General features: G+C 37.8%; 16 protein-coding genes. 10 read left to right on the forward strand and 6 right to left on the reverse strand.

Annotated elements, in window-relative coordinates; all coding sequences use genetic code 11:
- The first annotated feature begins 25 nt into the window (after window positions 1–25).
- The 7 genes from trxA (at window position 26) to ACIR310F_RS0107885 (ending at window position 6,375) form a co-directional block, all read left to right on the forward strand.
- Complete coding sequence (trxA, locus tag ACIR310F_RS0107855) at window positions 26–361, forward strand: thioredoxin (protein ID WP_028083353.1); 336 nt, start codon at window positions 26–28, stop codon at window positions 359–361.
- A gap of 175 nt (window positions 362–536) precedes the next feature.
- Entirely contained in the window at window positions 537–1,202 is a 666-nt protein-coding gene (locus ACIR310F_RS0107860; RefSeq protein ID WP_028083354.1) for a nitroreductase family protein, read from the forward strand.
- Between the two features lie 599 nt (window positions 1,203–1,801).
- The gene (locus ACIR310F_RS0107865) at window positions 1,802–2,302 is read left to right on the forward strand and encodes a DUF2231 domain-containing protein (protein WP_028083355.1); all 501 of its coding nucleotides are present in this window, start codon (window positions 1,802–1,804) and stop codon (window positions 2,300–2,302) included.
- Window positions 2,299–2,907 carry a DUF2231 domain-containing protein gene (locus ACIR310F_RS0107870; protein ID WP_028083356.1) on the forward strand — a complete coding sequence of 203 codons (609 nt, stop codon included), beginning with the start codon at window positions 2,299–2,301 and terminating at the stop codon, window positions 2,905–2,907. Before ACIR310F_RS0107865 ends, ACIR310F_RS0107870 begins: the two co-directional genes overlap by 4 nt.
- 73 nt (window positions 2,908–2,980) lie before the next feature.
- Window positions 2,981–3,904 (forward strand): cytochrome c oxidase subunit II, encoded by a 924-nt coding sequence (locus ACIR310F_RS0107875; RefSeq protein WP_028083357.1) that lies wholly within the window; start codon window positions 2,981–2,983, stop codon window positions 3,902–3,904.
- A gap of 42 nt (window positions 3,905–3,946) precedes the next feature.
- Window positions 3,947–5,599 carry a cytochrome c oxidase subunit I gene (gene ctaD / locus ACIR310F_RS0107880; protein WP_028083358.1) on the forward strand — a complete coding sequence of 551 codons (1,653 nt, stop codon included), beginning with the start codon at window positions 3,947–3,949 and terminating at the stop codon, window positions 5,597–5,599.
- A gap of 173 nt (window positions 5,600–5,772) precedes the next feature.
- A complete protein-coding gene (locus tag ACIR310F_RS0107885) occupies window positions 5,773–6,375 on the forward strand; it encodes a cytochrome c oxidase subunit 3 (protein WP_028083359.1) in 603 nt (200 codons plus the stop codon).
- A 92-nt stretch (window positions 6,376–6,467) separates the two neighbouring features.
- On the opposite strand, the gene ACIR310F_RS0107890 is transcribed toward ACIR310F_RS0107885, so the two are convergent.
- Together ACIR310F_RS0107890 and ACIR310F_RS0107895 are read right to left on the reverse strand one after the other, a co-directional pair.
- Entirely contained in the window at window positions 6,468–6,740 is a 273-nt protein-coding gene (locus tag ACIR310F_RS0107890) for a type II toxin-antitoxin system RelE family toxin (RefSeq protein ID WP_028083360.1), read from the reverse strand.
- Window positions 6,737–6,940: a hypothetical protein gene (locus ACIR310F_RS0107895; RefSeq protein WP_028083361.1), complete on the reverse strand. Its 204-nt coding sequence runs from the start codon at window positions 6,938–6,940 to the stop codon at window positions 6,737–6,739. Before ACIR310F_RS0107895 ends, ACIR310F_RS0107890 begins: the two co-directional genes overlap by 4 nt.
- Window positions 6,941–7,824: 884 nt before the next feature.
- Here ACIR310F_RS0107895 and ACIR310F_RS0107900 point away from each other — a divergent pair.
- Window positions 7,825–8,610 carry a Uma2 family endonuclease gene (locus tag ACIR310F_RS0107900; RefSeq protein ID WP_155963694.1) on the forward strand — a complete coding sequence of 262 codons (786 nt, stop codon included), beginning with the start codon at window positions 7,825–7,827 and terminating at the stop codon, window positions 8,608–8,610.
- A 110-nt stretch (window positions 8,611–8,720) separates the two neighbouring features.
- Complete coding sequence (locus tag ACIR310F_RS0107905) at window positions 8,721–9,740, forward strand: ABC transporter ATP-binding protein (RefSeq protein ID WP_028083363.1); 1,020 nt, start codon at window positions 8,721–8,723, stop codon at window positions 9,738–9,740.
- A gap of 411 nt (window positions 9,741–10,151) precedes the next feature.
- Here ACIR310F_RS0107905 and ACIR310F_RS0107910 read toward each other — a convergent pair whose 3' ends face one another.
- From ACIR310F_RS0107910 to ACIR310F_RS0107925, 4 genes are all read right to left on the reverse strand, one after another.
- The gene (locus ACIR310F_RS0107910) at window positions 10,152–10,601 is read right to left on the reverse strand and encodes a GxxExxY protein (RefSeq protein WP_028083364.1); all 450 of its coding nucleotides are present in this window, start codon (window positions 10,599–10,601) and stop codon (window positions 10,152–10,154) included.
- 551 nt (window positions 10,602–11,152) lie between these two features.
- Window positions 11,153–11,347, reverse strand: a complete 195-nt coding sequence (locus ACIR310F_RS0107915; RefSeq protein WP_028083365.1) for a hypothetical protein — start codon at window positions 11,345–11,347, stop codon at window positions 11,153–11,155.
- A 1,110-nt stretch (window positions 11,348–12,457) separates the two neighbouring features.
- Window positions 12,458–14,893 carry a phenylalanine--tRNA ligase subunit beta gene (gene pheT / locus ACIR310F_RS0107920; protein WP_028083366.1) on the reverse strand — a complete coding sequence of 812 codons (2,436 nt, stop codon included), beginning with the start codon at window positions 14,891–14,893 and terminating at the stop codon, window positions 12,458–12,460.
- A 207-nt stretch (window positions 14,894–15,100) separates the two neighbouring features.
- Window positions 15,101–18,268, reverse strand: a complete 3,168-nt coding sequence (locus ACIR310F_RS0107925) for an alpha-mannosidase (RefSeq protein WP_028083367.1) — start codon at window positions 18,266–18,268, stop codon at window positions 15,101–15,103.
- A 101-nt stretch (window positions 18,269–18,369) separates the two neighbouring features.
- On the opposite strand from ACIR310F_RS0107925, the gene ACIR310F_RS0107930 reads away from it, so the two are divergent.
- The gene (locus tag ACIR310F_RS0107930) at window positions 18,370–19,593 is read left to right on the forward strand and encodes a hypothetical protein (RefSeq protein ID WP_028083368.1); all 1,224 of its coding nucleotides are present in this window, start codon (window positions 18,370–18,372) and stop codon (window positions 19,591–19,593) included.
- The last annotated feature ends 69 nt before the right edge of the window (window positions 19,594–19,662 follow it).

The following is a 19,662-nucleotide window of genomic DNA, read 5'->3' on the forward strand; positions in this document are numbered from 1 at the left end:
TAACTTAAATTTAGAGAGAGGATTTATGTCATCAATTACGAATGTAACAGAAGCCACATTTAAACAAGAAGTATTAGAAAACGAAACACCCGTTTTAGTTGACTTTTGGGCCCCCTGGTGTGGTCCGTGTAAAATGTTATCTCCTGTCGTCGAAGAAGTGGCTACAGAATACGAAGGACAATTGAAAGTCGTTAAAGTGAATACAGATCAAAATCCCACAGTTGCTAGTCATTACGGGATTCGTACCATTCCCACCTTAATGGTATTTAAAGGAGGAAGACAAATTAATACTGTTGTTGGTGCTGTTCCTAAAACCACCTTAGCTGCTACCTTAGAAAAGTATATTACCAGAGAGAAGTAATTAAAAAAACAGGGATATTAGAGATAAAAACCTCGCATTTACCTCCTCCGCGTCTCTGCCTCTCTGCGTGATCAAAAATACCCTGTAATTCCATCAACAAATAACAAACAACCGGTTAATTGAACAGCGGACAAAAAAGCGTTACCCTAAATAGGACAAAACAGAGGAGAATACCGTGAGTTCCAGCACCCAGACCCAAGCATTAGACGTACCTAGCGCCATAGTACAACGCCGTTCCATCAAAACCTTCAAACCGGATTCTATTTCCCCCGACTTACTCAAACAACTAGTAGAACTAACCGTAGCAGCGCCCAGTAGTTTTAACGTTCAATGTTGGAGAATAGTATTAGTTCAAGAGGAAACGCAAAAACAAGCATTATGTGCGGCTTCTTATAATCAAAAGCAAATTATCCAAGCGCCCGTTACCTTTGTTTTCGCTGCTGATACTGCTGCGGGAGAAAAGGACTTAACACCCATTTTAGAACAAGGGTTAGCCACAGGGGCCTGGAATGAGGGAACTGTGAATTATTTTAGAAATGCAATTCCCCAATTTCAAGCAGGGTTAGGAGAGAAGCGCCGGGAATACGCCATTAAAGATGCCATGATAGCAGCTACAAACTTAGTCTTAGCAGCAGAAAGCCTGGGTTTATCTACCTGCTTTATGAATGGTTGGATTGAAGAACAGGTCAAAGCTATAATTGGTGCTGAGAATAACCCAGACATAGCTATTGCTGTTTTAGTACCGGTTGGTTATGCAGCCGAACCGCGTTTAAATCCAGGTCGTTTACCATTATCGCTTAATGTGTCTGTAGATAAGCTAGACAATCCCTATGAAGGTTAATTAGGGATTTGGGGGTTAGGTTGGGACAATTTTTGGCTAAATGAACCATATTTTTAGTTTCGCGCAAAGACGCTAAGGAGCAAAGACGCAAAGGAAGGTTGAATATTTTGTGTGAGGCCGCACAGAATCATGAAATTCATCTGTCCCTATTTTCGTTTATCTGCGTTTATCTGCGTTTATCTGCGTTTAATTATTCTATCTAGCTTTGTTTTAATTCTACTTATTATAAAAACTATATATTTCGGTTGTTTAAATTACAAAGTGATAATTTTTTATTGTACATCAATAAACATAAAAATAGTTGGTTTTGATTTAAAAATATTGTAATACGGCAATGACTAGAATCTGTTGCTGGCTCTCTCATTAATTCTAGAAGTTTTACTTTTAGTTTTTCTGACAATTCACAAAAATTTACTTAACCTAAATATTGGGTTTAGTAAGTTCAATTTCTAACAGTGATTTAGTTTAGCTACATCCATAATTACTGTTGTTTGACATATTTTCCCTATTTTTCAGGGGAGTAAATGACTGAAATCACAGCAAATTTATCATATTTATGTTTGGCTGGATAGAGTAGTAAATAAGTCTAGGAGATTGTAATGCTGGATTTTTTCACTTCATTGAATGAGCATAATTTACCATATCCAGATCCTTTACATCCTATCGTGGTTCACTTTGTAATTGCGATGGTTCTATTTTCTGTTTTCTGTGATGTCGCTGGGTATTTAACTGGTAGAACTCGCTTATTTGAAGTGAGTTGGTGGAATATGTGTATTGCTACAGTGGCGATTTTTGTGGCAATTATCTTTGGTCAATTTGAGGCGGGTTTGGCTAAACCTTATGAACTGGCTAAATCAGTTTTAAATGTTCATACTCTTATTGGTTGGTCACTTTCTGGAATTATTACGGCTATTACAGCTTGGCGTTATGTTTTGCGGAGTCAGAACCCGAATAAGCTGCCTTTTCATTATGTAGCTGTGGGCATTTTATTAACATTAATTGTCGGTTTTCAAGTGTATCTTGGTGATGAACTTGTATGGGTGTATGGCTTACATACTGTACCTGTTGTGGACGCGGTAAAGGATGGAATATTGCCATGAATTCAGAATTATTAGATCAAATTAGTCATCAAATGGGTGCAAATGGTTTACCTTATGCCATTCCTGTTCATCCTAATTTAGTACATCTAACATTAGGTTTATTCATCATTGCCATCATTTTTGATCTTTTGGGTGTATTCTTCCCTGTGGAAAAATGGCTATTCAGATTTTTGGGAATTAAAGTTGAGCGTTCTCAATTATTTGATGTGGGTTGGTATAACGTTTTTGCTGCTGCTGTAATTACATTCTTTACGGTTGGTGCGGGTTTTTATGAAATGTTATTGGCTGCCCCACCAGCAGATATTAAAAGTCCTTGGGGAATGTTAGCAATGCCCACAATGATGTGGCATGGTGTCGGTGGTGTATTGCTATTAGCAATGATTGTTGGTATGACTTTTTGGCGAGGTTGGCAACGTTATGTTATCGGCAAATATGAAGAGCGAGAAGTACAAATTTCTTATCTCGTTGTCGGTGTAATTATTATGTTGCTGATGTACCTTCACGGCACATTAGGAGCGCACTTAGCAGCAGATTTTGGTGTTCACAATACAGCAGATAAATTACTGCGAGCCGGACAAGACATTAATCAAATATTGGGTAAATAGGTAATTGGTAATTGGTAATTAAAAACCAACTAACCACTGACAACTGACAACTGACAACTGACAACTGACCATTATGAAAATTCGGCAAATTCTCAACTTTTTGACCCTAGCTACTGGGGCAGTTGCCGTAACTTTTACTAGTCTATGGATTGGTAAACAGGCTTATTATTGGCTTCCTCCTCAAGGGGCTGCTGAATCTCATCTTATTGATGATTTATTTAGCTTTTTGGTAACATTAGGAGCTTTAATTTTCCTGGGAGTAACTGCTACTCTTCTCTATTCCATCACTTTTCATCGTGCCAGACCGACGGATTTTAGTGATGGTCCCCACATTGAAGGTAATATAACTTTGGAGGTAGTTTGGACGGCAATTCCGATTATGTTGGTATTATGGATTGCTGGTTATAGTTACCAAGTTTACGAACAAATGGGTATCCAGGGACCGTCTCACCAGATACATCTACATAATCCCATGAAAATGGAGTCCGTTGCTGTTGTGGAAGATAAAGATCCAGCAGCCATAGTCGAAGATGTAGAACATATTGATGTATCGGCTAAACAATGGGCTTGGGTGTTTCATTATCCAGCCAAGAACGTTACCAGTACAGAATTGCATTTACCCCAGGATAGTCGTGTCCGTCTTAATCTACATTCGGAAGATGTACTTCACGGCTTTTATATACCCGCTTTCCGTCTTAAACAAGACATCATTCCTGGTCATGATCTGGACTTTGAATTTACTCCTATTCGCCCCGGTGCTTATGATTTAACTGATTCCCAATATAGCGGTACATATTTTGCTACTATGCGAGCAAAAGTAATTGTGGAATCACCTAGTCAATATCAGCAGTGGTTAAGCAAAGCTGCAAGTCAAGAACTCACTCCAGCACCTAACCAAGCGGCTTCTGAATACGCTCAAAAACTCGAAAACGGGATTAATAGCGGTTGGAAAACTGTTAAACCCGCTACACCTCCTTTGGTCAATTTCTCTGGTTAACCGTGTAATTTTTCTTGGCTACTGACAACTAATAACTGAAAAATGACTAACATCCCCATTGATATCACTGGTGAATCACATCACCACGAACCGCCTCAAACTTGGAGAACCTACTTCAGTTTCAGTACAGACCATAAGGTTATCGGTATTCAATACCTCGTTACCTCTTTTATTTTCTTCCTGGTTGGTGGTATCTTCGCTATGATTTTGCGTGGAGAACTGATCACCCCAGAAGCTGATTTGATAGACCGCACAGTATACAACGGAATGTTTACCATGCACGGAACAGTGATGCTGTTTCTCTGGACATTCCCCTCCCTTGTTGGTATGGCTAACTACCTTGTTCCCCTGATGATTGGGGCGCGAGATATGGCTTTTCCCCGCCTCAACGCCGTCGCTTTTTGGATGGTGCCGGTGGTGGGTATTCTCCTGATGTCCAGCTTCTTTGTCCCCGGTGGACCGGCTCAATCTGGGTGGTGGGCATATCCCCCCGTTAGTACCCAAAACCCCACGGGAAACCTGATTAACGGTCAAGTTCTCTGGTTATTAGCAGTGGCTATTTCCGGTGTCTCTTCAATTATGGGTGCGGTAAATTTTGTCACTACTATTGTGAAAATGCGATCGCCGGGAATGGGTTATTTTAGAATGCCTCTCTTTGTTTGGGCAGTATTTAGCGCCCAAATTATCCAGTTATTTGGACTCCCAGCTTTGACCGCAGGGGCTGTAATGTTACTCCTTGATATTACAGTAGGAACGGCCTTTTTCGACCCCACCAAAGGCGGAAACCCGGTGATGTTCCAGCATTATTTCTGGTTCTATTCTCACCCCGCAGTTTATGTAATCATTTTGCCTATTTTCGGCATTTTCTCGGAAATATTCCCGGTTTATTCCCGCAAACCTCTATTCGGTTATAAAGTCGTTGCTATTTCCTCCATGTTAATTGCTGTAGTTAGCGGCATTGTTTGGGTACACCATATGTATGTTAGTGGTACTCCTGCTTGGCTACGGTTGTTTTTCATGGTGACAACCATGTTTGTATCTATTCCCACAGGGATTAAGGTATTTGCTTGGGTGGCAACTATTTGGGGTGGTAAAATTCGCCTGACTACACCCATGTTATTTGCTTTGGGTGGTTTGGTAATGTTTGTTTTTGCTGGTATTACAGGAATTATGCTTTCTTCTGTTCCTGTAGATGTTCATGTTAATAATACCTATTTTGTTGTCGGCCATTTCCATTATGTTCTCTATGGAACTGTAACTATGGGAATGTATGCCGCTATCTATCATTGGTTTCCTAAAATGACCGGCAGAATGTTCCACGAAGGTTGGGGTAAAATCCATTTTTGGTTAGCATTTATCGGCACAAATTTGAATTTCTTACCTATGCACCCATTAGGTTTACAAGGAATGTTACGCCGCGCTGCTTCTTATGCACCTGAATTAATTGGTTGGAATATTGTTGCTAGTTTGGGTTCTTTTTTGTTAGGAATGTCTACTCTTCCTTTCATTTTCAATATGTTGATTTCTTGGATAGACGGAGAGAAAGCTCCTGCTAATCCTTGGCGGGCAATTGGTTTAGAATGGACTATTTCTTCTCCTCCTCCTGTTGAAAATTTTGAGGAAATTCCGGTGATTACTTGCGAACCTTATGGTTATGGTAAGTCTGAATTAATGGCATCTTCTGAACATGAGTAATGGGTAATATAGCGATTCTATTTGATGTGTGTTCAGGATTTTTTTTAACGAACCACTCCAGGCACAGAGAACACGGAGGAAGAGAGTTTTTCCCGTCTGGTTTAGAATCGCTATAGTTTTTCTCATTACTTTTTTCCTAATTACTATTTTCCTGTTTTTGGAGTTTTTTAACAATGGATGTTTCTGTTTCTCCTGATGATTTAGATCATGTTAGTCATGAGCATGGACATGATGAAGAAGGCAGTAAGATGTTTGGTTTTATTGTTTTTCTGTTATCGGAAAGTGTCATTTTCTTGAGTTTCTTTGCTGGCTATATTATCTACAAAACTTCTGCTGTTAATTGGTTGCCGGCTGGTGTTTCTGGTTTGGAAATAAAAGAACCTAGCATTAATACTGTGGTTTTAGTTGCTAGTAGTTTTGTAATTTATTTTGCCGAAAAAGCACTAGAAAGACATGACTTAAATAGTTATCGTCTGTTGTTATTTTTAACAATGGCTATGGGTGGTTATTTCCTCTATGGTCAAGCTGTGGAATGGAGTCAACTGGAGTTTGGTTTTACTTCTGGTACTTTCGGCGGAATGTTTTATCTATTAACTGGTTTTCACGGTTTGCACGTTTTTACAGGTATTCTGTTACAGTTAATTGTCTTATTGCGTTCTTTTATTCCTGGTAATTTTGATCATGGTCATTTTGGGATAAATGCCACTTCTTTGTTTTGGCACTTTGTTGATGTTATCTGGATTGTTTTGTTTATCCTTATCTACGTTTGGCAGTAGGTATTTTATTAGCAAACAATCAATAAATTATGTAGGGGTTTAGCAATGCTAAACCCCTTATCCATGTATTTGTATGATTATTGTGAAATTATCTATTTGGGGAAATAGCGATAAATTTCTTTTCGGTGTAAAACTCTTTCAAAAATTAATGTTTCACCATCGAAAATAATACCAAGACGATAATCACCTATACGAATTTGATAAGCATTATCATATCCCTGAAGCTTTTTGATATTTGTGATTTCTTCAAAACTTGATATTTTGATTATTTCTTCAAAAGCAAATTTCTTAATAGACTCATAGTAAGGCGTACTTTTAAGTGCTTTTAAATCTTTAATAAAACTTGGTAGATACTGGGTATTCACTCTTTTTCTAATTCCGCTAAAGCTTCATTTAAATGTAATGGTGTCTGATTTTCTACTTCTTTCATGGCTAGAATAAGTCCTTCATCTTCTATAGCTTCTAGCAACCTTAGATAGTCGTGAAAATCCATTACTACTTTTTTGATATTACCTTCAATATCAGTAATCAATTCTTGAGCAAAGGGATATTTATTAGTTTGCATTTTGTTTATATAGGATTAGTATTTTACTATTTACATTTAATGTAGCATATTTTTATCAGGCTCGAAAATACTAGGATTTATTTTTGGTTCGTAGTGGGTACTTTAACTGAAGTGCCTACCATGAGCTTATTTTACAAAGTAAAATTCTAAAAATTAGGTATTCGTAATGATACTCCTGATGAAATTTAATCATCTGAGTATAAATAATGTCAAATTTACCTTGATCTAAAGCACTATTAAAGAGTTGTTTATCGCATTTTAATTGGTATAGTGCTACTTGTTACCCTTTCTGAAAATTTAAGTTTCCTAGTAAAGCCTTCCCGTGTTGAGGTGACTGACTAATTACTAAATCTCTCAATTACTATCTTTATGAAAACACTCTTTAACATAAGCCTGCTTTCTAATTTGTCTAAACCATTTAGTAAAATCTCTTTGTTTTGATGTTTTATTGTTCATTACCGTAATGCTCCCCTTGTATGTATCTTTATAGATTACCCTATTGACAGGTACTTATACAATATTCTGAATATCACGATGTGGTATTTCATCTGCTGTCAAAGTCACAACTTTACTATCTCGCAAAATACTAATTGATTCTCCTAACCTGCGATGTCTTTCTAATGCAGTTCCGGTATTACTCGCTAAAGAACTTGGTGAATATCTAATTAATTTAATGCAGGGAAATCAACCAAAACGGAAAGAACTTACTGAACAACTCTCTCTATTTTCTTTAGAGAATTTACTTTGTAGCTAACTCAGCAAATTCATGATCATATTCAAGATGAATCATATCCGAAAATTCTTGACCAGCTATGAGAGGAATTTTATAATTGTCATATCCATCACAAGCTATACTAGAATTTAATCCCTTATTTGTGTTTCCTATGGTTGTAAGTGCTTCGACCACCAAAATCACTTGGGAACTATTACCCGAAGACTTCATTTTAGACGATGAACCTGTGGATAATGTCAATCAACCCAGTCTAGCAGCAGCGCTCACGGAAAGCCTAGAACTGGCTGGTAAACTTCCAGAAACTGCCCTCGCTACTACCAATTACGGCATCTGTGCCACAGTAAATGGTAAATTTATCATCAAAGCCCCTGACTGGGCTTACGTACCGCAAATTACAGTGTCTAGAGAACAAATCCAACGTAGTTACACCCCCCATAAACAGGGACAAATTCCTGCGGTGGTCATGGAATTTCTTTCCGATAGCGATGGTAGTGAATATTCTAATAAACACACTTATCCCCCCGGAAAATGGTTTTATTATGAACAAGTTTTACAAGTTCCTAACTACATCATTTTTCAACCAGATATCGGTGAATTAGAAATATATCACTTGTATGAAAATGGACACTATAAATTACAATCTCCAGATGAAAATAACCGTTACTGGTTAACTGAAATGGAATTATTTATTGGTGTTTGGCCAGGAAAACGCGAAAACCGTCAAGGTTACTGGTTACGTTGGTGGAATCAAGATGGTAATTTGCTACTTTGGGGTTCTGAGTTAGTGCAGCAAGAACGACTTGCTAAGGAACAAGAACGACTTGCTAAGGAAACTGCCCAACAAGAAGCGAATCAAGAACGACTTGCAAAAGAATCTGCCTTAAAACGCTTGGAAGAGTTAGAAAAACGCCTTCGAGATGCAGGTATTTCCGACTAACTTCCATTGACATCCCCGACTTCTTTAAGAAGTCGGGGATCTTTGATCGCTCAACTTGTACAATAGAAAATAGATTGTTGCGAATTGTATAGTTAAGGATTATAGCTGTCATGGCTGCCGCCGTTTTCATCGAAAATCTCAAAAAAAGCTACGGTAATGTGGTCGCAGTCCAGGATGTCTCTTTTCAAGTGCAACCAGGAGAAATATTTGGACTGCTAGGACCAAACGGGGCGGGGAAAACGACCACTCTCCGGGCTTTGTGTACGCTAACAACCCCTGATACGGGCAAAATTGAAGTTTCAGGCATTTCGGTACTAGATCACCCCAAATTAGCCCGTCAAAGGCTGGGTTATGTAGCCCAGGAAGTAGCTTTAGATAAGGTCCTGACTGGCCGGGAGTTACTACAGTTACAAGCCGCCCTTTATCATCTTCCTGGTAAAGTGATCAAAGAGCGAATTAAGACTATTCTCGATTTACTGGGTTTACAAGAATACGCAGATAAAAAAACCGGCACTTATTCCGGTGGTTTACGCAAGCGGTTAGATCTGGCTGCGGGTTTACTCCATGCACCCGATGTTTTAGTATTAGATGAACCAACGGTAGGGTTAGATATTGAAAGCCGGGTTGTAGTCTGGGATTTCTTGCGTCAATTGCGGGCTGGGGGAACTACTGTGGTAATTACCAGCCATTATTTAGAAGAAGTTGACGCTTTAGCTGATAGAGTGGCAATTATTGATAGAGGTTTGGTTATTGCTAATGGTACACCTTCTCAGTTAAAAGATCAGGTAGGAGGCGATCGCATCACTTTAAGAATCCGGGAATTTTCACCTCCAGAAGAAGCCGAAACCGCCAAAAACCTCTTAGCAGCTTTACCTTTTGTGCAAGAAATTATCATCAATAGCGCCCAGGGTAACTCCCTAAATTTGGTAGTTACACCGCAAAATGACGTTTTAATCACGATTCAACAGGTGTTAAATCATGCCAATTTACCAATTTTTGGTATCGCCCAATCTCGTCCGAGTTTAGATGATGTTTACCTAGCAGCAACCGGAAAAACCTTAATGGATGCGGAATTAGCTGCTGTAGCCAATCGTGATCCTAAAGCCGAGAAAAAGCAGAATATGAGATAGAGGAAATAGTATTATGTAGGGTGCGTAAGGAGTAAATCCATAACGCACCATTAGCAAGGGTTGAGTGCTGTTAGATCAGATTTACAAGAAAGTTGTTACTAATGAGTTGAGAAATTACAACTTGAGCTTGTGTGCCAATTTCTTGAAGTGTAATTGCTGCTCTTCCTCTTACTTCCAGCTTTTCGTGTTAATGAAGTATCAAGATCGGAAACTTGCTTTGAAATTCCAAAATCAATTAGTACAAATTTTCCATTTTTGATATTTCTTATTATATTATCGGGTTTAATGTCACGATGAAATTGATAGAAATTTAATCATTAATTTAACTATAGTTGTTTACACTCTCACCACTAATAGAATACCGATTGAATAAACCACGAAGACACGAAGGACACGAAGAAAGAAGAAGAATTAAGAAGATAAGATAATTCGCTTAATGCCTTCTTTGAGAACAGGAACGTTAAAATTAATCAGAAGACCTAAAGGGCAATTGGTCATTTTTAAATAAGAAATAACTTGCGCTTCATGAATAGGCGATAACTTTTCCACAGCCTTCAATTCAACAACCAGCGAATCACCAACTAAAAAATCTAATTCACCCTCACCTATCGGATGACCTTTATACTTGACAGCCACCAAATGTTTAGATTTATGAGCAATACCACGCAAACGAAACTCCATAGCCAACGCCTCATGATATACCCTCTCCAAAAAACCTGATGCCAACATCCGATGTACCTCAATAGCCGCCCCAATCACAGCATAAGCCTGCTTTTCTACCTCTTCACTAAACCTCCTCATTCTTCTGTCTTCTTCTCTTCTTGCCTCTTCCTTCGTGTCCTTCGCTTCTTCGTGGTTCATTTTTCTTATCTTTACTATTTGACAAATTATACTCAATTCACACTGGTTATACACAAATGCTTGCGTAACATCTAGGTAATGATATTTTTGAAGAGCGATCGCCCTTTCTCTCTCAATAAGCGATCGCTATCCTAAAATTAAATTACCACTGCATAAATATTTTCTAGGACAACACCGGAAAATGTTTGAGGTTGATTAAATTTGTGACAGGTGAAGAATATCTAAAACTAGATATCTTCACTTTTTTAACCACAGTGGAGATGATTGCTAAAGATTAGCAATACCGCTGGTTAGGTTTTCAAATACAGCAGTTTTTAACAATATGAGGTACAGATTTAGCGGGCAAGATGCCCGCACCACAGGAGTTTGATTATTGCGGTTTGTACCCCATTCGAATCAAATATCCTGTAAATGAGAATTACTTAATGGGAGTTTGCTATTATTCCGGTCAAGAGTAGAGACGTGGTTTATTGTACTGCTACTCTTGCCATTAATTCTAGATTATGAACTGGAGGCTTGAGACTTGGAATTATAGACTCTGACCAGCAGTTTTAGATTTCACCATTAACCTGCATTTGATGAACTTGATCTGCTAACTCTTGACGCTGTTGGGCATCTAACTTATCAATTGCCAACATTCCCATGAGAATAACCTCTTTCAAGGTTAAGCGAGTTGAATGTGCCTGTTTTTGCACAATCTCCTTAATGATGGGACTAACACCGATTGCTGTACTAGCTCTAGCCACGGAATAAAATGAAACATTAATAACTTCGCATACATCCTAGCACTTTTCGCGCAGTTATTCTACACCTCTAGAACTGATATACTTTGGTTTTGATAGATGTTCATATATCTAATCCAGACTATAAGTGGCAAGCAGACTCGATAATTCTGCAAATCTAACTTTTTGAAGACGGGTATAACTATTCTATAGCAAGCATTTCCACGATTTACTTATTTTGCTATACACAACTATGTTTTTTGTATAACACAAAAAAGTTAAATATTTTTACTTAAAATTAATTAAGTATTTCATAGTATCAATACTATACGAATGGTATGTCATGTAAACCTTTTAAATTAAACCTTTTAGCTTTTTTAGGCTTTTATTATTAGTATGTATTTATACATAAATATAATTTATTAATTTTTATTAAAAAAAACAGCACAAACAACTCATAATTGTCATCTATCAAAAGTATGAGATTGTGGTTTTGACTAAAATTTATTTGAAAACAATGATGAAAGATAAACAAACAAAAAGCGGAAAAGATTATCTAGTCAAGATTTCCGACTCCTGACTCCCAAAAATACCTATCTTTTAATGCTGAATTTTCAGTATATATGATAACTAAATTAATTTCAGTATAAACCTTGGCCGCATTGTACCTCACTCAAGCTTAACTTGCTGTTAATATAATTAATCTATATAAATTAAATATAATATGTATTATATCATAGCAGTTTCGCTATTAGATAAACTACACTTTTTATTTTGTGTTAAAGCGCAAATTACAAAAGGCACAAAGAGAAAAAATTAATCAAAGTGTGATTTGAATCGCCTAAAAATGCTGTGATATTATGTCCGCCCAGTCACTTACGATATAGTTCATCATTGTATTGCCTTTTCCCAAATACCAATTACCCATTACCAGCCTCAACAGATATGATAAGTGTGCAACCGGACATGATATAACGTAAGTTACTGGTTGAGGAAAAAGGCACAAACCAAGGGCAGTAGGTAAGGATTTTTACCAATTAACAGCCTAAGTTGACATAACTAGCAACTTAGGTTATGTTATTTCACGGTTCTGGGTGTGAGAATTATCACTATATAATTCCCATTACCCGTAAATTAACTTCTCAAATTGACACCAAATTTCTCTACTAAAGCAGAACGCACTTGATTATGAACTGGTTCAATTTCATTTTCTGTGAGGGTGCGATCGCTGGCACGATATACTAAACGAAAGGCTAAACTGCGTTGTCCTGCGGGTACATTTTCACCGCGATATTCATCAAACAATTCCACAAAGCTTAATAACCCTTTCCCTGCTTTATTAATGACTTTTTCTAGTTCGCAAACCGTCACTTTCATTGGTGCGAAAAACGCCAAATCTCTATCACTTGCTGGATAGGTAGAATAGGAACTAAATTTGGGAATCAATAAATCATCATGATCCCAAGCATCTAACAAAGTATCTAAATCTAATTGAAACACATAAACGGCTTCTGGTAAATCCTTTTCGCGGCGTAATTGGGGGTGAATTTGTCCAAATGTTCCCAGTCTATTACCTTTTATCCACAATGAAGCTGTCCGTCCGGGGTGTAAACGAGAATCTCGATTTTCTGGTTGAAATTCCACTAGTAATTTAAGTTCTTTAAAGACACTTTCTAGAATACCTTTAGCTTCAAACCAAGTAATAGCTTTTTCCTTACCACCTCGTGACCATTTACCGCTAGTTATATCACCACCGATAATTCCGGCCAGCACTTCTGCTTCTTGTAAACCCTCTTCTTCACGCCAGAAAATCCGCCCGATTTCAAAACCATTTAACGACCCATTTCCCTGTTCTAAATTGTATTGGAAAGCGGTAATTAAACCAGAGATTAAATCAGTGCGTAAAGCTGAATATTCCGCAAATAAAGGGTTACTTAAAACAATCTGTTTATCTTCCCCTGGTTTCACCAAAGAATATTGCATTAATTCCGTCAAACCTTCAGCCCGTAAATAACCGCGTAACCTGCGAATTAATTCTTGATCTAAAGATAGATAACCAGCTTGAGATTTTTCTGGTAAGGTATCGCAGAATTTATCATAACCATATAACCGGGCAATTTCTTCAATTAAATCAATTTCCCGTTCTAAATCTCGATAACGATAGGGAGGTACAGTGACATTCCAAGTATTTTCCTCAGTTTTGACTAATTCACATCCTAAAGCAGTGAGAATTTTTTCTACATCTTCTGGTTGTAATTCTCCTGTTTCTTGTCCTAATTCAATTGGACCTAATACTTGATTAATTTTATCTAAACGCAGATCAATAGAATGATACCAGGTAGAAATATCTGGACGATAATCAGAAATTTGTTGTTGAACAATTACCCCGGCTGCTAATTCTTGAATTAAAGATAAAGCCCGGTGACAAGCTATTTCTAATTCAGCCCGATTTACGCCTCTTTCGTATCTTCCAGAGGCTTCACTTCTTAACCCCAAACTGCGAGAAGAACGACGAATAACTACAGAATCAAATAACGCTGCTTCTAAAACTAAACTTTGTGTACCTTCATAAACTTCCGTTGCTTCACCACCCATAACACCTGCTAAAGCCACTGGGTGATTATTAGCAGTAATTAATAAATTTTGGGGTGATAAATTGCGATTATTTCCATCTAAAGTTTTTAAAGTTTCTCCTGTTTTTGCGAACCGCACTCCCATTATTAATTGTTCCTCTCCAGAAAGAGATTCTAAACGATTTTTGTCGAAAGCGTGAAGAGGTTGTCCTCTTTCTAATAAAACGTAATTAGTGATATCAACCACATTATTAATTGGTCTCACTCCCGCAGACCGTAAACGCTGTTGTAACCACTCAGGAGAGGGCGCAATTTTGATGTTTTCAACAACCGTACCAATATAAGCAGGACAAGCTTGGGTTTCCGAGATTTTCAAAGTCAGGTTTTTTGCGGTTTGAGTATTTTCTACTGTCGCAATTTCGGGAATTGATAATTTTCCTCCAGTTAAAGCTGCTACTTCCCGCGCAATACCGACCATAGATAAAGCGTCAGCACGGTTAGCGGTAGCAGTGACATCTAAAATCACATCTTCCAAACCCAACAGGGGACGCACGTCACTACCTAAAAGCAGATTTTCTTCATTAAAGATATGAATACCGTCAATATCCGTGGGTAAACCCAACTCTTTCAAAGAACATATCATCCCATTAGAGGGAACACCGCGCAGTTTTGCGGGTTTAATTTTCAAATCAATATTAGGTAAATAAGTTCCTGTAGTAGCCACGGGGACATAGATATTTGCGCGGACATTCCCAGCACCACAAACGATATTCACAGTTTCCGCAGCACCAATATCCACTGTACAAACACTTAACTTATCTGCGTTAGGGTGTGGTTGACGTTCCAGGACTTTTCCCACAACTACCCCTGCGGCCCAAGTGCGACGATCTTCTATATCTTCCACCTCAAACCCGGCCATTGTCAAGGTTTCCGCCAGTTCTTGTGGAGTCAGTTTAATTTCTACGAGTTCTTGTAACCAGTTGAGAGAAATACGCATGGAGTCTGCTTGTTGAGATTAATCTTTTGCTCTAATTTTATATTAAGATTTAGGCAAAATATCTAGAGAAACCTTCCTTCCTTCGTGTTCTTCGCTCCTTCGTGGTTCATTCCTTCCCAACTTCCTGTACAAACCCCGATTATATTGTAACAAATCCCAAGGGAGGTACAACAAACCAGAAGTTCAACACAAATGAAAAACCCCAACCTATATGTTGACGACAACCTCAAAACTAACAATTTTCCCAGGTTGAATATTCACAGCCCCTTGACATATTTCCTCAGACTTGATATACTGTTCTAGTAAGTCCAATGGTTGACCTAAAGTAAGAAAGTCACTTCGCAAAAATAACTCGGCTGTTTTTCCATGACATTCATAACAGCGAAGAATGTATTTTTCAGGATGATCTTCACTGGGTTTAAGTGCCATAATAACTAAATTATCCGCTGATAAGTCTAAAAAACTTTGACTTTGATAAGCATTTTTGTTGAATTTCCGCTTTGGCGGATTTACTAATATTTCCAAAGGTACATTTAATTCATAACCATGTTTAACTGTATTTCCTTCTTCCCAACTCCCTAGATGAGAATACAAGCCATAAGTAAATTGATGTATACCTATATCAGCTTGATTATCTGGCCATTGGGAACTTCTCAGCAGAGTTAACCGCAGTTGATTCGGTTGAGCATCGTAACCATATTTACAATCATTAAGAAGACTAACTCCGTATTTTCCGGTTTGCGTATCTGCGGTTATATCTGACCACCGTAAAGCGGGTACTTCCCATTTTGCTTTATCTGCGGGGGTTTGGGGATTTGTGGGACGACGGATAACACCGCAGGGGATTTCATAGGTGACAAATTCCGCTGCGAAATTGAGGGGAAAAGCTGTTTTTACTAATACCTGATTTTCTAGCCAATTTACAGTATTAGCTATTTTCAAAAGTGGTGAACCAAGCTGTAAAATGTAATCTTGACAAAATTCCGATTTTCCCAGTTGACGCACTACCCGCAAGCGTTGTTGAATTTCTCCATATTCTTGCCACTGAATTAATTTTAATTTTGTTGGCGGTAGAGGTTTTGTGTTATAATCAGGGTCAATATTCCAAGCGTCCCAATATTGGCCGCTGTCGCTAAAAGCTTGGAGTTGGTTTCCCGCACCGTTTAAAATTTCTCGTTGTTGGGTTTTATCAAAGACGCTATCCAGATCTCCAGTTTCTGGGTTAACCTGGATTTGTAGATATTCATTTTCTAAAATCCAATTTTTCGGAAATATTTGGGCTTGTGTGGGGGAAGATGGAGACAGCCAGAAAATACTGTAACCTATAGATGGGACTGTTGGGAGAAATAATAAAGTTGAATTTTCGCAAGTTTGGGAAGAAATTTCTTTTCCTTGAATATCGAAAATTCCATAATTCTCTCCAGAATTTTCATATTCTTCTTGGTCTGCTATGATGATTTTCGATAAGTCAACGCTGACAACTTCCCGACGTTCCCAGTTGAGAGGGTTGAAAATTATGATGGGGATGGCATTATGATCAGGTGGTTGTGGTAAACTAATTTGGGATGCTATATCTATTAATGAGTTTGCTAAGATATTTTTCCCAACTTTTTCCACTGCTTCCCATGCTGGTAAAGCGTCTTGGTAAACTTGAGTAATAGAAGAACCAGGTAAAATATCGTGAAACTGGTTAAATAAAACTTTTTTCCAAGCGGTTTCCATTTCTGTGTGGGGGAATTTTGTACCGCAAAGGACATTTGCTAAAGTTGCGAACAACTCAGCACTATATAATAGATGTTCAGATTTGCGGTTCCAGCGTTTTTGGTCCCCGTGGGTAGTATAACATCCCCGGTGAAATTCTAAATAAAGTTCGTTTTCCCAAGTTGGTAAATTTTGACTTGGTAAATTTTGACTTTGGGATTTTATTTTCTGGAGATATTTTTGAGCAGTTGTAAATTTCAACTTGGGGAAAATTGGAGAATGTTCCCAACGTCTCGCAACTTCTAACATATCACGAGTTGGACCTCCACCATGATCACCGACACCAGGAAGCCAAAGACTAGTTTGTAAACCTGTTTGGGTTTTCCACTCACAAGCATACTTGGCCATTTTAACAGGTTCAACGGTTTCGCCCATGGGTGGGGACATAAAACTTAATATTTGACTACCATCAGGCGATCGCCACCAAAATAAGTCATAATTAAATTTAGTTGTATCATTCCAGCGAAGTTTTTGAGTAACAAAGAACTCAATTCCCGCATTTGCGAGAAATTGGGGTAAGGTCGCACAAAAACCGAAACTGTCAAGCACCCAAACCACGGGAGATATTTTTCCAAACTTGTGGAGAAAATACCGCTGTCCATATAATAACTGACGAACTATAGACTCCCCAGCAATTAAATTCAAATCTGGTTCTACCCAAAAACCTCCCAAAATTTCCCATTTACCCCTGTCAACTGCTAACTGAATTTCTCGAAATAGGTCAGGACGATTTTCTTCTACCCAAGCGTACAAAGCTGGTGTAGTATGACAGAAAATCAATTCGGGAAAATCCTGTTGAAGTTTTAAAACTGACTCAAAAGTATTTTGTGCTGCTTTCCAAGTTTCCGCGACCACCCATAACCATGCTAGATCTAAATGTGCATGACCCAATAAATGAATTTCCGGTTTTTGTTCACAGATAAAATCAGATAAACCCAAATAAGTTTGTCGTAAATTCAGTAAATAGGTTTTCCAGTCTTGGTTTTCCGTGTTTTTGAGATTTGTAACTCTTTCAACTGCTGCTGATAAAGCTGGTAATTTTTCTGGTGCGAAGTTTTCTAAAAGAATTTCCGCAATAGCCAATTCATCAGCGATAAAACCAGCATCATCATGATTATAGATCATTGTTTCATAAATTGCCAGCGATCGCATCAAAGCCCCATCACAATGTCCCGGACTAACTAACCGCAAAATTATGGTAAACTCTTCTCCGGGACTTACCTGAGGACTAATTAAAACTCGTGGTGAAGCATCAAACAAGTCTCCAGTTAATACTAACTTACCATTAACGTATACTTCTACATTTTCAGCCCACCAAACCAAAGCCAAGCGCAAAGACAGACCGCTTAAAGGAAAATCCTGTAAACTGTGGGGAATAGAGAAATTTTGTCCTAACCATAATACCTGTTTTCCGCCTTTCCAGGAAATATGGCCTTTTTCATTAACTTTAACTGGTTGCCAATCAATTATACTAAATGGGATAAAATCAGTAACTACTGCGTCAGTTTCGTGATATTTCCAGGTTGACTGGATATCAACCTGACAACAAGCACGTAAATTTTCAATAGCCGTGGATATAGATTTGGTATTTAATGATGGTAAAGGAAGAGTCATATTTCCAGTAAAATAATTCAGTAAAATAATCAGGTTGATAATTAAGAATTTTTGATTCTTGAATTAAGATTATCCAAGGCTACAACTTCAACATTATCATTATGTCTTCCGGTTCTTCAAATCGCTATCAAAGTAAACTGTTTAATTTTGTCTACCAGCAGACTCAACGGTTGACCCAAACATGGGAAAACATTTTCAAAAATCTAAAAGTTGCGACTCAGGTGGGGTATGGTTCTCTACTTTATCCACTTTACCAGTTATTGCCACAAAAAGAATGGTCCGAAAAAAAAATAAAGCCTATAATTCCTCTAGAAACGGACGCAGCAATTCAACATATATTAGATATAGTTAAAAATCTTCCTGCTGGGGGCGGTAATTTGGAGATTTCCCAAAAAACAAATCCTTTAACTTTTATAGGATCTTTGTGGGGGAGATTTTTTCCTAAACAAAGTTCCTCAAGGTCGGAAAACACTCTCCAGAAGCATATACCCAAAGTCCAGGGAATTGCGACGGAATTAAAAACTGGGAATTTGGTGTTAGTTGGTACTGATAATCGCATTTTGGATATTTTCACAACCCAGGAAAACTCCCAATTAAAGCAGAGAATTAATAGAGAACTGATTCATTATGAGTATCCTGCTTCCCAAAAAGAAATATTACCAGAAATTGATTTACTCCTAAATAAACTAACTGATAAAAGACCGACGCAAGTTTTTGGGTTTCTAGATAAATTAGTTGCTAATTTGGAAATGACAGCTTTAGTCTCCATAGGAAAAAGTGGTCAAAAAATTCTTGATAACTTAGTAATTAACAATGATGATTCAAAAACAGAAAAAGCGGATATTGCTAATTTAATTACCGCAGCGATAAATTACTTCTTAGGAGGAAGAAATATTTATCAAATTGAATCAAATGCTGCTGAAAAAGCAGAAATTAAATCAGACTTCCAAAACAGTTTACCGCTAAATCATGGAGATACTTGGTTGACATGGGATGATCTATTTGGTAATCCCAGTACCAATATATCCGATCATAATGGTTTTAATCCCCTAAAGCCAGCAAATTCCAGATTATTGAATAACCCAAAGAAAATCGCCCAAAAAGCACCGGAATCTGAAAATCAGGAATGGGAGCAAAAAAACAGTCAAACCAACCAAGGATTTAATTTTCAGCCCGACTGGATTGATATTTCTGCGACTTCCTTAGGCTACGAGAAACACCCATTAGAACAAATTTTACACTGGCTAGATCAGTTAATATCATGGATAGAACAGATACTAACAAACACTATTTATTTTTTCCGAGGTTTATTATTAGGGAGATAAATAGGGCTTGCTGATAGCGTAGCGTGGCGTTAGCCATATAAACCTAAAACCATTTATTAACAAAGGGTT

The organism is Dolichospermum circinale AWQC310F (assembly GCF_000426925.1).
GTDB lineage: Bacteria > Cyanobacteriota > Cyanobacteriia > Cyanobacteriales > Nostocaceae > Dolichospermum > Dolichospermum circinale.